Below are 13,132 nucleotides of genomic sequence, written 5' to 3'. Positions count from 1 at the left end.
TACCGCTGCAACAAAATTGCTTAGACTGAAAACTATTACATAATCATTAACAATATAACGCGATAGCATAAATTATCGCGAAACAATATTTTTGCCCCTTCCTTATATCCACTATTGTCACTTCCATGTTGTCAGCCTGATAGACCCGTCCTATTTCAAGCGGCATGTACGCGGTTTAAACGATAACGTTTTTTCCTGCAAGTCGAATTATTTAAGTTATTAATCAGTCACATCCGTCATGATTTTATCTGATACTTTCGAGCATTAGGGAGTGATAAGAATGTCAATACGTCGTCTGGGGTTATCTGTTGCTACGGCAGCACTGTTGTTTTCCGGTGTGGCCTCAGCGGCTACCGAATTATTAAACGTGTCTTACGATCCGACGCGCGAACTCTATCAGCAATACAATGCGGCGTTTATTAAGCATTGGAAAGCGACCACCGGTGAAGATATCACTATCAAAAACTCGCACGGCGGCTCTGGAAAGCAGGCGCGTTCGGTGATTGACGGCTTGCAGGCTGATGTGGTGACGCTGGCGCTGGCGGGTGACATTGATGCATTAAACCTGAATCAACCGTTGATCGACCCTAAATGGCAGGCGCGTTTGCCTGACAACAGCACGCCTTACACCTCCACCATCGTTTTTCTGGTGCGCAAAGGTAATCCGAAGCAAATCAAAGACTGGAACGATCTGGTGAAGCCGGGCGTTGAGGTGATCACGCCAAACCCGAAAACCTCTGGCGGTGCGCGTTGGAACTTCCTGGCGGCGTGGGCCTATGCCAAAGCGCAACCGGGCGGCAATGATGAAACTGCACTGAAATTTGTCACTGAGCTGTATCGCCATGCACCCGTACTGGATACCGGTGCGCGTGGGGCAACGATCAGCTTTGTGCAACGTCAGCTAGGCGATGTGCTGCTGGCATGGGAAAACGAAGCCTACCTGTCTCTGCAAGAACAGGGTGGCGATCAGCTTGAGATCGTGACGCCGTCTCTGTCGATTCTGGCTGAACCGCCGGTTGCCGTTGTCGACAAAGTCGTTGAGCGTAAGGGAACGCAGAAGCAGGCTGAAGCCTATCTGCAATACCTCTACAGCGATGAAGCGCAGCGCATCATCGGTAAAAATTTCTATCGTCCACGTAATGCCAAGATCGCTGAAGAGTTTAAAGATCAGTTTGCACCGGTAAATCTGGTGACGATTGATAAGGATTTCGGCGGCTGGAAAGCGGCACAGGACAAATTCTTTAACGACGGCGGTGTGTTCGACGCCATCTTTAAAGAGATTAATAAGTAAGTTTTTAATGTCTGACGGAGTAAGGCCGCTATCACCCTAGCGGCTTTTTTCAGGTTAAGAAGCAGAGGACCTGCCGCCTTAACCTTTCTGTCAGGTAGCGCGCGTCGGCAAGCAGTTGTTGGCTGGGTAGTGAGTATGAAAATTAAAGGCACGGTATGTCACAACGTTCTTCCTCAGTGATTCCCGGTTTCGGGCTAACGTTAGGGTTTAGCCTGAGCTATTTAGGATTAATTGTCCTCATTCCGTTGGCGGGGATGTTTTTGTATGCCAGCCAACTAACGTTTGGTCAGTTTTGGGATCTGATCACCAGCCGTCAGGTGCTTTTCTCCCTGCGGCTTTCGTTTGGTACGGCGCTGGCTGCGGCGTTTATTAACGGTATTCTTGGGACGCTGCTGGCCTGGGTGCTCGTGCGTTATACCTTTCCCGGTCGTAAAGTGATCGATGCCATGATCGATATGCCCTTTGCGCTGCCAACCGCCGTGGCGGGGATTGCGCTGACGGCGTTGTATGCGCCGAATGGCCTGATTGGCTCGCTGTTTCCATTCAAAATAGCCTATAGCAGCATTGGTATCACGCTGGCGCTCATTTTCGTCACGCTGCCTTTCGTGGTCAGAACGCTGCAACCGGTGCTGGCTGATATTCCGAAAGAAGTGGAAGAAGCTGCCGCCTGCCTTGGCGCGCGTCCGCTTCAGGTTTTCCGCCATGTCTTGCTTCCTGCGCTGTTACCCGCGTGGCTGACGGGCTTTGCGCTGGCCTTTGCCCGTGGCGTTGGCGAATACGGTTCCGTGGTGTTTATCGCGGGGAATATTCCGTTTAAAACCGAAATTCTGCCGCTGCTGATCGTCTCCAAACTCGATCAGTATGACTACAAGGGAGCAACCGGAATCGGTGTATTCATGCTGCTGGTTTCTTTCATTATGCTGCTGCTGATTAACGTGTTGCAGCGCCGCATTCAACCGAAACTGTAAGGGCCGGTCTTCATGGAACAGGTTATTTCCACTCAGGCCAACGCGGCTAAAAGAAAAAAACAGCCCGCCGCCTATTACATTCTGGTTTCACTCGCGTGGGTCGTCTTTTTCCTGATTCTGGTGCTGCCGCTGATGATGGTAGTCACTCAGGGACTGGATAAAGGCGTCGGCGCATTTTGGGACGCGATTACCGAACCTGATGCGATTTCTGCACTTAAGCTGACGCTGCTTGCGACCGTCATTTCCGTACCGCTAAATGTGGTGTTCGGTCTGGCGACAGCATGGTGCGTGACGAAATTCGAATTTCGTGGCAAGAGCTTTCTACTGGCGCTGATCGATTTGCCATTTTCCGTTTCCCCTGTGGTTGCGGGGCTGGTGTATGTGCTGCTGTTTGGGGCGCAAAGCAAGATCTATCCCTTCCTGCTCGAACACGATCTGCAAATTGTTTACGCCGTGCCGGGCATCGTACTAGCGACAATTTTCGTCACGCTGCCTTATGTTGCCCGTGAGCTGATTCCGCTGATGGAAGAGCAGGGTTCGCAGGAGGAAGAAGCGGCACGGCTGCTGGGGGCGAATGGCTGGCAAATGTTCTGGCACATCACGCTGCCGAATGTGAAGTGGGCGCTGATCTACGGCGTGGTGCTGTGTACTGCGCGTGCAATGGGGGAGTTTGGTGCGGTTTCCGTCATTTCCGGCCATATTCGCGGTCTGACGAACACGCTGCCGTTGCATATTGAAATTCTTTATAACGAGTACAACATCGTTGCGGCTTTCAGCGTGGCGATCCTTCTGTTAATTATGTCACTGGTCGTGCTGCTGCTGCGCCAGTGGAGTGAAAGCCGATTGACGAAGCAAATAGAGAAACAACAGGAGTTGGCCAAAAATGAGCATTGAGATTCGCAATATTAATAAACAATTTGGTCAGTTCCGGGCGCTGAACGAGATTAATTTGTCTATCCACAGCGGCGAGCTGGTGGCGCTGCTGGGGCCATCGGGCTGCGGTAAAACAACACTGCTGCGTATTATCGCCGGGCTGGAACAGCCGGATAGCGGCAGCATTATTTTCCACGGTCAGGATGTGTCCGTTCACGATGTGCGTAAACGTAACGTGGGGTTTGTATTCCAGCACTACGCGCTGTTCCGTCACATGACGGTGTTCGATAATGTGGCGTTTGGGCTGCGAATGAAGCCGAAAAATATTCGGCCATCGAAGAGTGACATCGAAAAGAAAGTGCATGAATTGCTGAATCTGGTGCAGTTGGACTGGCTGGGGGATCGCTACCCTGAACAGCTTTCTGGCGGCCAGCGCCAGCGTATTGCGCTGGCACGTGCACTGATCGTCGAGCCTAGCATCCTGCTGCTGGATGAACCCTTTGGCGCACTGGATGCCAAGGTACGTAAAGAGCTGCGCCGCTGGCTGTCTCAGTTGCATGAAGATATCGATCTGACATCGGTATTTGTAACACACGATCAGGAAGAGGCGATGGAAGTCGCTGACCGTATCGTACTGATGAACAAAGGCGTGATTGAACAAATCGGTACGCCGGCAGAGGTGTATAACAATCCAGCCAGCGAGTTTGTTTACCATTTCCTTGGCGACAGCAACCGGTTGAAAGTAGCGCAAACGGAAGAAACCATTCTGTTCCGTCCGCATGAAGTATCGTTGTCTGTTCAGGCCCAGGATGGCTATCAGGCGGTGACCGTGCGTGATATTCGCCCGCTTGGTGCGTTAACGCGTCTGTCGTTGAAACTGGGTGAGCAGTCTGAGCTGATTGAAGCGGAAGTTGCGAAAGACGATGTGAGCCTGGAAGGGTTGCAGAAAGGTGACGTGATTCAGTTCAAGCCCAAGCGCTATAACCACGACTGGGAAATCTGATCGGCAGGCCGACGATAGCAATAAAAAAACCCGCGAAATTCGCGGGTTTTTTGCGTTTACGGCTAATGCTCTTGGCTGAAAGGATTAACGATAAGCGGGGTTAGAAGCAACAGAGTAACGACCGCTGCCAACCAGCATGATGATAATGCCAGCGAAGAAATAGAGCGCTTCAACTTCCAGCGCCCATGCGCCGACGTTGGTCAGGGTGAAGAATTTACCCGTGCCCACCATCAGAGTAGCCACAACCAGCGTCAACGCGGCAATCAGGCCGGAAATACGGGTAAACACGCCCAAAATAATCAGGATCGGCGCAACGATTTCACCCACATAAACGCCATAAGCGATGAAACCTGGCAGACCTGTGCCTTGCAGCATTTGTACGATCCAGCCTACGCCGTGCTCAACTTTTGCTACGCCGTGAAACAGCAGCAAAATACCCACGGTTAAACGCAGTAAAAGTTTACCTGCATCGGGATGATCGGTTAAACGCGTGAACCACTGATTCAACTGAGAAATCATACTAGACAACCTCATGAGTAAGCGAAAAGTGCTATTGGAGATAAGGCGGCAGTGTCGTCGATTTAGCGCCTGAATAGAAAACAAATAAATTTGATATTTTCTGTCAAAAAATTAGGTGAAGCGTGTCAACGCAGAAAGCATAGCACTGCAATTGTGGCGGTCTAATGATGGATGAGAATAACGCAATAACAATATGTTATGAGAAGAGTCAGTGACCTGAACGGCTGACGGTCAGGAAATGAATTGTATAAAGGAATATTTTTAACAAAGAATGCGGTTGGGGCTTATCACTGATGCGGTAGGCCCCTTTTCATAACATGTCTATGCTTCGCCAAGCAGCGCTTTTTTGGCGGCGATAAGGAAGTCGTCCGACAAGGCATCGCCAGCCGTTGCGCGGGCTAACGTTAGCGCGCCAGACAGCAGCGCGAATTGCGCCATAGCATGCAGCCTACGCTGTTCTTTATCTTCTATCGTAGAGAGGGATTCCAGCCTGCCCAGCATGGCCCTGACACCCTTGAGATAAACCTCGCGTACCGGCTTATCCTCACTTTCTCTGGCGATGTCGCTAGCTAACGCGGTGATCGCACAGCCATCTTTGGCGCAGTCACGGTGGTCGGGGGAAAGATAGTGCTCCACCATCGTTTGTAGATCATGTTGATCGGCGTGCTGGCTTATTTCCTGCCAGCGCGAATGAGAATCCTCAAGCGCTTTTCGGCTGGCGATGGCAGCGAGTTCATCTTTGGAGGCAAAATGACCATAAAAGCCACCGTGGGTTAACCCGGCCGCAGCCATCAAATCGTTCACGCTGACGCCGTTCAGGCCCCGTTCACGAAAGAGCTGTGAAGAAACCTGGATGATTTCCTCTCGGTTACGCTCCATCTGCTGCTTTGATACACGGGCCATTTTGTTCTCCTTTCTTTGTCAGGCACCATCTTAGAGTATGAAAAAATCAGACTCAATAGATGATGCCTTTCATCAATAGCCAGATCAGGCTCGTGGTGGCCACGGCGTAATAATATTAGCGCTGTCACCTCCCTGAGCCCGTGGCAATGTCCCTGCAATCTGATCGTGCGGTGTTCCCAGAGAAATTGCACTGATTTCATCCAGTCGCGCGACCTGATCTTCGCTTAGCGTTACATCTAATGCGAGCAGCGTGTCGTCCAACTGTGCCAGCGTGCGGGAACCCAGAATGGGGATCAGACTGGTGCTGGAGCGGGCGGATTTATATCGTAACCAGGCGATGGCAACCTGTATTGGCATGACGTTCACCTCGTTTGCCACGCGAAATACCTCATCCAACAAGGTCGTGTCTTGCTCGGTGTGCACTAACCTTCCGCCAAAACCGATCAGGCGGCCTTCTTTACTTTGACGGTATTTTCCCGTCAGCAGGCCGCCACCCAGTGGAGACCAAAGCGTGGCTGCCAGCCCCATCGCTTCAGCCATCGGCAGCAGTTCTCGCTCTGCTGTACGCTGTACCAGACTATATTCCACCTGAATGCCGGCAATTCGCGACCAGCCGCGCAGTTCTGCCATGGTGTCCGCTCGGGCAATACGCCAGGCTGGGAAATTAGAGAAGCCGGCGTATTGAATTTTCCCTGATCGAATGAGATCGTCGAAAGCTCGAATAATCTCTTCCAACGGAGTTAATTGGTCATCAAAGTGCGCCCACAGCACATCGATACGATCGGTTTTCAGTCGCTTAAGGCTGTTTTCTACCGATGAGATCATATTCTTACGGCTATTGCCGGTTTGGGAAATTCCAGCATCCGGCATGGCACTTAAGGTGTATTTCGTCGCTACCACAAAATGATCGCGATCTGCGGCAATGAATTCTCCGACCATCTGCTCAGATTGGCCCAACTGGTAAGCATCCGCCGTATCGATGAGGTTGCCGCCAGCGTTGGCATAACGATCAAATACCTGTTTAGCCTGTTCTTTTTCAGAACCATAGCCCCAACCAGTGCCAAAATTTCCTGTTCCGAGAGCCAGCTCAGAAACGCGTAAACCCGTATTCCGTCCAAACGTCGTGTATTTCATACTACTCACCTTACATTTAAATGTTGATTGACATTTATTATATATGTCATACATCATTTATAAGTGCAAGCAGGATGGCATCATCTTTACAAGGGGGTGATGCTAATAGAGTTGCTTAACTGTATGAATTGCGTTTTTAATCCATGTTCAACGCCGTATAGCGTTAAACCTTAAAAGGAAATATCCATGTCTGACGATATTCTGTTTAGTCCCTTCACGGTGAAGGGGTTGACCCTTCCCAATCGCATCGTTATGGCACCCATGACGCGGAGTATGGCGGAAGAGGGGGTTCCCGGCTCGGCGAATGCGGAATATTACCGACGCCGTGCCGAAGGGGGCGTAGGACTGATTCTAACGGAGGGGACGGTGGTCGATCGTCCTGCTTCGCGCAATATGTCAGGGATTCCATTTTTCCATGGTGAGGCGGCGCTGGCGGGCTGGGATGCGGTGGCTAAAGCGGTTCATGCCGCTGGTGGTCGTATTGGTCCACAAATTTGGCATACGGGGTCAACGCACGGCCGCGGCTGGGAACCTGATGCCCCTGTTGAAAGCCCTTCTGGGCTGGTTGGGCCCGATGAGCCTCGTGGTGTGGTGATGACGGAAGAAGATATCGCCGATACCGTGGCGGCTTTCGCCCGTGCGGCAGCCGATGCCAAACGTCTGGGGTTTGACACGGTGGAGTTGCATGGGGCGCATGGCTACCTGATCGATCAATTCTTCTGGCCAGGCACGAATAAGCGTACAGATGTCTTCGGTGGCGCAACGATCCGTGAGCGTTCCTACTTTGCCGCAGAGGTTATTCGCGCGGTCCGAGCCGCTATTGGTGACGATTTCCCTCTAATCCTGCGCGTGAGTCAGTGGAAACAGCAGGATTACAGCGCACGGCTTGCCACCTCCCCACAGGAGATGACGGACTGGCTGGCACCGCTGGTTGAGGCGGGTGTGGATGTTCTCCACTGTTCTCAGCGCCGTTTCTGGGAGCCGGAGTTCCCTGAGATTGACGGGGCTAAAGGGCTGAACTTCGCCGGCTGGGCGAAGAAGCTGACAGGTGCGGCGACAATCAGCGTTGGCTCGGTAGGGTTAAGCTCAGATTTCTTTGCTGCGTTTGGTGGCGAGGGTTCCGGTACGGCAGCACTGGACAATTTGTATGCACGCATGGAGCGGGAAGAATTTGATTTGATCGCGGTTGGGCGGGTACTGCTCTCTGATGCGCAATGGGTGCAAAAAGTGCGTACTGGACAGACTGATAAATTACGCGGTTTTGATGCAGCGGACTTAGCCGTGCTGGCATGACGTTTGGGTGCCGTGGCTGATAGGTCGCGGTACTTCAATTGCGTATTGGGAAGGTTAATACAGAAAGATTAGCGCAGGTTATTCGCCTTATTCTAAGGCTCACCCTTACAGGGCCAACGCAAGCGTTGTTCAAAACCATTTTCAATGATTTTGTCTCACCTACACGACACGTGCAATAGATAGCATTTGGTGGAGAGAGGAATCACTTTGCGGAAGTGGTGGGTCGTGCAGGATGACTCGGCCTTTGGCCTCGCCCCTTCGGGGTCAACGCTGGCGCGTTGTTGTCTCGCTTCGCTCGGCTCGAACCTGAACGCAGGCTCTCACCTACACGACACGTGCAATAGATAACATTGGGTGGATTTACTTCAGAGAGGAATCACTTTGCGGAAGTGGTGGGTCGTGCAGGATTCGAACCTGCGACCAATTGATTAAAAGTCAACTGCTCTACCGACTGAGCTAACGACCCGCAGAAGTGGTGGGTGATGACGGGATCGAACCGCCGACCCCCTCCTTGTAAGGGAGGTGCTCTCCCAGCTGAGCTAATCACCCACTTCTGTACTACGTTTACTTCTATACCTATTTCAACTTCTAATAAGAAGACCAGCTGGTAGAGATTGGTGGGTGATGACGGGATCGAACCGCCGACCCCCTCCTTGTAAGGGAGGTGCTCTCCCAGCTGAGCTAATCACCCAATCTCAAATCTTCTTACTCTACACAGCGAGCTACTCTTGCTTAAAAGCATTAAGAGTGGTGGGTGATGACGGGATCGAACCGCCGACCCCCTCCTTGTAAGGGAGGTGCTCTCCCAGCTGAGCTAATCACCCCCGCTGTGTGGAGTCGCATTATAGGGATCCTTGAATGTGAGTCAACGCTTTTTAAAACTAAAATGATTGTTCGTTGCAAAATTAGGCAAGGCGTCGTATTTATCGCCGTTAGCGCTGTATCCTTGTGCAATTTAGTCAACTATCTTGCTTCTTCCTCCAGAATAAAAGCGCGTGCGGCATGTTACGGCGTTGAGGAATCGAAGCAGAGTGATAGAATGTTGCCCACTTTTGTTCTCTGAGCTTATGTCGGTCTATGCCGACAGCCGTTGCGTAATAAGGCTGTAATCCCAAATGAAAATCAAAACCCGTTTCGCCCCTAGCCCTACTGGCTATCTTCACGTTGGCGGCGCTCGTACCGCTCTTTACTCTTGGCTGTTTGCCCGTCATCAGGACGGTGAGTTCGTGCTGCGTATTGAAGATACCGATCTGGAGCGTTCAACTCAGGACGCAATTGATGCCATTATGGATGGTATGAACTGGCTGAGCCTAAACTGGGATGAAGGCCCGTACTACCAGACTAAACGTTTTGACCGTTACAACGCCGTTATTGACCAGATGCTGGAAAACGGTACGGCGTATAAATGCTACTGCTCGAAAGAGCGTCTGGAAGCGCTGCGTGAGCAGCAGATGGAAAAGGGTGATAAGCCACGTTACGACGGCTGCTGCCGTGGTTCTCACGAGCATCATGCTGACAGTGAGCCGCACGTTGTCCGTTTCCTTAACCCGCAGGAAGGCTCAGTCATCTTTAATGACCGTATTCGCGGGCCTATCGAATTCAGCAATCAGGAACTCGACGATCTGATCATCCGCCGTACTGACGGTTCACCGACCTACAACTTCTGTGTTGTTATCGATGACTGGGATATGGAAATTACGCACGTTATTCGTGGCGAAGACCATATCAACAACACGCCGCGTCAGATCAACATCCTGAAAGCGCTGGGCGCACCAGTACCGGAATATGCACATGTGTCGATGATTCTGGGTGATGACGGTAAGAAGTTGTCCAAGCGTCACGGCGCTGTCGGTGTGATGCAATACCGCGATGATGGCTATCTGCCAGAAGCACTGCTGAATTATCTGGTGCGTTTAGGTTGGTCATCTGGCGATCAGGAAATCTTCTCTATTGATGAGATGAAGTCTCTGTTCTCACTGGATGCCGTCAACAAATCGGCAAGCGCCTTCAATACTGAAAAACTGCAATGGCTGAATCATCACTATATTAACCATCTGCCAGCAGAATACGTGGCGACGCATTTGTCATGGCATATTGAGCAAGCGGGAATTGATACGCGCACCGGACCACAGTTGAGCGAACTGGTCGGTTTGCTGGGCGAGCGTTGTAAGACGCTGAAAGAAATGGCGGACTCTTGCCGCTATTTCTATGAAGATTTTGCTGAGTTTGATGCCGATGCCGCGAAGAAACATCTGCGTCCGGTTGCGCGTCAACCGCTAGAACTGGTACGTGAAAAACTGGCAGCGATGACTAGCTGGACGGCGGAGAACATCCATCACGCCATTCAGGGCACGGCGGACGAACTGGGTCAGGGCATGGGCAAAGTCGGTATGCCGCTGCGCGTTGCGGTAACGGGCGCAGGCCAGTCTCCGGGCGTTGATGTTACCGTACACGCGGTTGGTCAGCAGCGTTCGTTGGCACGTATTGATAAAGCACTGGCGTTTATCACTGAACGTGAAGCCCAGCAGTAATCGCTATTGGTGAATAGTGTCAGACCCCGGCAAAATGTCGGGGTTAATGAGATGGTCACCCCCACCCTGTGAGCGGTAAGCTGACAGGGTGTTTTTTTATGGCGTGAACAGCGGATTATTGACCAGCGATGGCAACGGCTTTACCGATGGCATCGGGGATCACGTCGCCATGTCCTTTTCCTGGGAACAGAATAAAGTCGGCTTTTGTGCCTTGTTCATTGAGCCGGTTAGCTAGCGTTTTTGCTCTTTCCACCATTTTTCTCTGGCTGAGCCGTTCTGCCCGTTTTTCATCAACGGGTTGACCCGCTCGCGTTTTGACAGGTTCATCTTCATTTTCCCCTGCTGTGACGCTAATTGACTGCGGCGGTGTAGCGAGCAGCGGTGTTCTTGCTGGAATCACAACGCCATTTCCCCACCAGATCGATGGGCTTGCAGCAACATAGCGCTGGAAAGACTCGGTGTGGTTAAAAAGCGTATAGAGCGTAAACAGACCGCCGAAAGAGTGCCCGGCAAGCGTTTGTTTTTGTTTATTGACGTCATAGTTTGCTTCAACCCAAGGTTTTACCGTGGATTGCAGGAATTGGTAAAACGCCTCGGCTTCGCCGCCTGCGGCAAAATCTGGATCGGTGAGTGGTGTTGGCGGCGTGTAGTCGCGTGTTCTGGCGGGAACATCGTAGGGCTTATCGATCGCATAACCGACGGCGATAATTAGCGGTGCCGCGCCATTTTTCGCGTTATAGCTGTTTACCGCAACAGGAAACTGAGCATTACCGTCCAGCATGTATAGCACCGGATAGCCGCCTTCTGGCGCGGGCTGATGATGAGGAAGTGCGATGAAAATCCGATAGGTATGCTGTGTATCGCTTTGCATCTCAACGTGCTTGATCTCAAATTGAGCTTTTGCTTGTTCAGTAATATCAGGAATGGTTGGCTCAGCCCTAACAGGCAACATGCCAGATGTAGACACCATCAGAGAAAATACAATCATAGGAAAATAGCGCATGTGCTGGGTGCTTAATGGAAGACAGAAGCGTAACGTGAAACCGATGATAATAAATCGCGTTATCGTTGGCAGCTTTTTATTGTGCTTATGATGAGATGACACCGAAATTGCCACCTGTTTTTTCTTACCTTTGGCGTCTTTTTCAGCGGTTGATCGGATAACCGGATTTAGCCGTTGACACTGCTAATCGGGTTTCATATTATGCGACGCGTTCGCACAGTACTTGTCTTTACGGTAGTGCTGTAAGATACGGGGCTATAGCTCAGCTGGGAGAGCGCTTGCATGGCATGCAAGAGGTCAGCGGTTCGATCCCGCTTAGCTCCACCAAACATTCCCTCTGTTTGGTTGGTTATCACGAACATTCCACACGTTGTGGGGCTATAGCTCAGCTGGGAGAGCGCTTGCATGGCATGCAAGAGGTCAGCGGTTCGATCCCGCTTAGCTCCACCAAATCATCGCATTGCTTCCTATTTATCTCTCTCGGTTTATTCATATTCAATCAGCACTTTTCATCGGCTTAATACTCTTGTCAGCAGCTTCTGATTACGATTTTTTATAAACGGTTCTTTATAAAGGATAGTCGGCTGCTCCCATTTTTTGAAAGCAACCAAACCGTTACCGCTTAGGCCTCTTCCGGAAGCCTTGGCGTCCAGTCTATTGGCGATAATCCTTGCTGTTCCAGAAGCTGATTGGCCTGCGAAAAATGCTTACAACCCAGAAATCCACGGTGTGCAGATAGTGGGGAAGGGTGCGGCGATTTCAGAATATGGTGGCGCTGCTGGTCAATGATGTTGCCTTTTTTCTGTGCATGCGAGCCCCATAAAAGAAAGACCAAACCTTCCCGCTGTTCATTCAATGCTGCAATGACGCGGTCAGTAAAGGTTTCCCAGCCCAGATTGGCATGCGAATGCGCTTGCCCAGCTTCAACCGTTAATACCGTGTTTAGCAGTAAAACACCTTGCTCCGCCCAGCTTTGCAGAAAACCGTGCCGTGGAATTTCAAATCCAGGGATGTCACTCGCCAGCTCTTTATAAATATTACCTAGAGAAGGCGGGGCGGGGACGCCCGGACGTACAGAAAATGACAGCCCGTGAGCTTGATTCGGGCCGTGATAGGGATCTTGCCCCAGAATGACGACTTTGACTTGATGCAGTTCGGTAAAACGGAACGCGTTGAAAACATCCTTCTGTGGGGGATAGATAGTCTTACCCGCTGCTCGTTCTTTCCCCACGAATTCAAGGGTATTAATGAAGTAAGGCTGCTGCTTTTCTTGTGCCAGCACGTCATGCCAGGTGAGAGAGGTCGCCATCATGCACTCTTTTTTTACAGGTTGAATGGTGTTGTGGGTAGCTTACCGATCTATCGTGCCGAGGTAAAACCGTAACCGCTGTTGTCGGGACGAAAGCGATTTTTTTGAAAAAAAATTGAAAATTTACAAAAATATTTGCAATTTATTGCGTTGGTAAAATTGATATAAAACAATATATTGCTGGCTGGGTGCCAAATCGCAAGGTTTTAAAATTGATTTAAGTCAAAGATGTCTGGTTATCAGGCTGGTATATAAGAGGGCAGAGAGACAGCGTTTTATACGATCGTTACGAAGTTTGGCAGTTT

Annotated in this window: 11 protein-coding genes, 6 tRNA genes and 1 other RNA gene; 8 read left to right on the top strand and 10 right to left on the bottom strand. The window is 50.9% G+C overall.

Annotation, left to right across the window (positions count from 1 at the left end):
- Window positions 1–286 precede the first annotated feature (286 nt).
- The 4 genes from A8F97_RS12990 (at window position 287) to A8F97_RS12975 (ending at window position 4,135) form a co-directional block, all read left to right on the top strand.
- Window positions 287–1,291 carry a sulfate ABC transporter substrate-binding protein gene (locus A8F97_RS12990; RefSeq protein WP_375154064.1) on the top strand — a complete coding sequence of 335 codons (1,005 nt, stop codon included), beginning with the start codon at window positions 287–289 and terminating at the stop codon, window positions 1,289–1,291.
- Window positions 1,292–1,446: 155 nt separating this feature from the next.
- A complete protein-coding gene (gene cysT, locus A8F97_RS12985; protein WP_033071016.1) occupies window positions 1,447–2,259 on the top strand; it encodes a sulfate ABC transporter permease subunit CysT in 813 nt (270 codons plus the stop codon).
- 12 nt (window positions 2,260–2,271) lie between these two features.
- A complete protein-coding gene (cysW, locus tag A8F97_RS12980) occupies window positions 2,272–3,153 on the top strand; it encodes a sulfate ABC transporter permease subunit CysW (RefSeq protein ID WP_010280501.1) in 882 nt (293 codons plus the stop codon).
- Window positions 3,143–4,135 carry a sulfate/molybdate ABC transporter ATP-binding protein gene (locus A8F97_RS12975; protein WP_033071017.1) on the top strand — a complete coding sequence of 331 codons (993 nt, stop codon included), beginning with the start codon at window positions 3,143–3,145 and terminating at the stop codon, window positions 4,133–4,135. The genes cysW and A8F97_RS12975 overlap by 11 nt, the downstream gene beginning before the upstream one ends.
- Before the next feature lie 84 nt (window positions 4,136–4,219).
- Here the strand turns inward: A8F97_RS12975 and A8F97_RS12970 are convergent, their stop codons facing one another.
- From A8F97_RS12970 to A8F97_RS12960, 3 genes are all read right to left on the bottom strand, one after another.
- A complete protein-coding gene (locus tag A8F97_RS12970; protein ID WP_012822882.1) occupies window positions 4,220–4,654 on the bottom strand; it encodes a DoxX family protein in 435 nt (144 codons plus the stop codon).
- A gap of 321 nt (window positions 4,655–4,975) precedes the next feature.
- On the bottom strand, window positions 4,976–5,557 hold the full coding sequence (locus A8F97_RS12965) for a TetR/AcrR family transcriptional regulator (RefSeq protein WP_014698909.1): 582 nt from the start codon (window positions 5,555–5,557) through the stop codon (window positions 4,976–4,978).
- An 84-nt stretch (window positions 5,558–5,641) separates the two neighbouring features.
- On the bottom strand, window positions 5,642–6,691 hold the full coding sequence (locus tag A8F97_RS12960; RefSeq protein WP_033071018.1) for an aldo/keto reductase: 1,050 nt from the start codon (window positions 6,689–6,691) through the stop codon (window positions 5,642–5,644).
- 186 nt (window positions 6,692–6,877) lie between these two features.
- Here A8F97_RS12960 and A8F97_RS12955 point away from each other — a divergent pair, with 186 nt between their 5' ends.
- A complete protein-coding gene (locus tag A8F97_RS12955) occupies window positions 6,878–7,984 on the top strand; it encodes an NADH:flavin oxidoreductase (RefSeq protein WP_033071019.1) in 1,107 nt (368 codons plus the stop codon).
- A 216-nt stretch (window positions 7,985–8,200) separates the two neighbouring features.
- Here the strand turns inward: A8F97_RS12955 and A8F97_RS12950 are convergent.
- The 5 genes from A8F97_RS12950 to A8F97_RS12930 form a co-directional block, all read right to left on the bottom strand.
- Window positions 8,201–8,328, bottom strand: a non-coding RNA gene (locus tag A8F97_RS12950) — RtT sRNA.
- A 46-nt stretch (window positions 8,329–8,374) separates the two neighbouring features.
- Window positions 8,375–8,450: transfer RNA gene (locus A8F97_RS12945), tRNA-Lys, on the bottom strand.
- A gap of 7 nt (window positions 8,451–8,457) precedes the next feature.
- Window positions 8,458–8,533 (bottom strand) — tRNA-Val (locus A8F97_RS12940).
- A 66-nt stretch (window positions 8,534–8,599) separates the two neighbouring features.
- Window positions 8,600–8,675 (bottom strand) — tRNA-Val (locus A8F97_RS12935).
- 57 nt (window positions 8,676–8,732) lie between these two features.
- Window positions 8,733–8,808, bottom strand: a tRNA-Val gene (locus tag A8F97_RS12930).
- 291 nt (window positions 8,809–9,099) lie between these two features.
- On the opposite strand from A8F97_RS12930, the gene gltX reads away from it, so the two are divergent.
- Window positions 9,100–10,515 (top strand): glutamate--tRNA ligase, encoded by a 1,416-nt coding sequence (gene gltX, locus A8F97_RS12925; protein ID WP_012822886.1) that lies wholly within the window; start codon window positions 9,100–9,102, stop codon window positions 10,513–10,515.
- Between the two features lie 115 nt (window positions 10,516–10,630).
- Here the strand turns inward: gltX and A8F97_RS12920 are convergent, their stop codons facing one another.
- Window positions 10,631–11,503 carry an alpha/beta hydrolase gene (locus A8F97_RS12920; RefSeq protein WP_227001552.1) on the bottom strand — a complete coding sequence of 291 codons (873 nt, stop codon included), beginning with the start codon at window positions 11,501–11,503 and terminating at the stop codon, window positions 10,631–10,633.
- A 266-nt stretch (window positions 11,504–11,769) separates the two neighbouring features.
- On the opposite strand from A8F97_RS12920, the gene A8F97_RS12915 reads away from it, so the two are divergent.
- Both A8F97_RS12915 and A8F97_RS12910 read left to right on the top strand, forming a co-directional pair.
- A tRNA-Ala gene (locus A8F97_RS12915) sits at window positions 11,770–11,845 on the top strand.
- A gap of 47 nt (window positions 11,846–11,892) precedes the next feature.
- Window positions 11,893–11,968, top strand: a tRNA-Ala gene (locus A8F97_RS12910).
- A 172-nt stretch (window positions 11,969–12,140) separates the two neighbouring features.
- On the opposite strand, the gene ung is transcribed toward A8F97_RS12910, so the two are convergent.
- Window positions 12,141–12,827, bottom strand: a complete 687-nt coding sequence (ung, locus tag A8F97_RS12905) for a uracil-DNA glycosylase (protein WP_012822888.1) — start codon at window positions 12,825–12,827, stop codon at window positions 12,141–12,143.
- Window positions 12,828–13,132: the final 305 nt, after the last annotated feature.

The sequence above is a fragment of the Pectobacterium parmentieri genome, from assembly GCF_001742145.1.
GTDB classification, from domain to species: Bacteria; Pseudomonadota; Gammaproteobacteria; order Enterobacterales; family Enterobacteriaceae; genus Pectobacterium; species Pectobacterium parmentieri.
The sequence above is the reverse complement of the archived record's forward strand: the minus strand, read 5'-3'. Positions and strand labels throughout refer to the sequence as shown.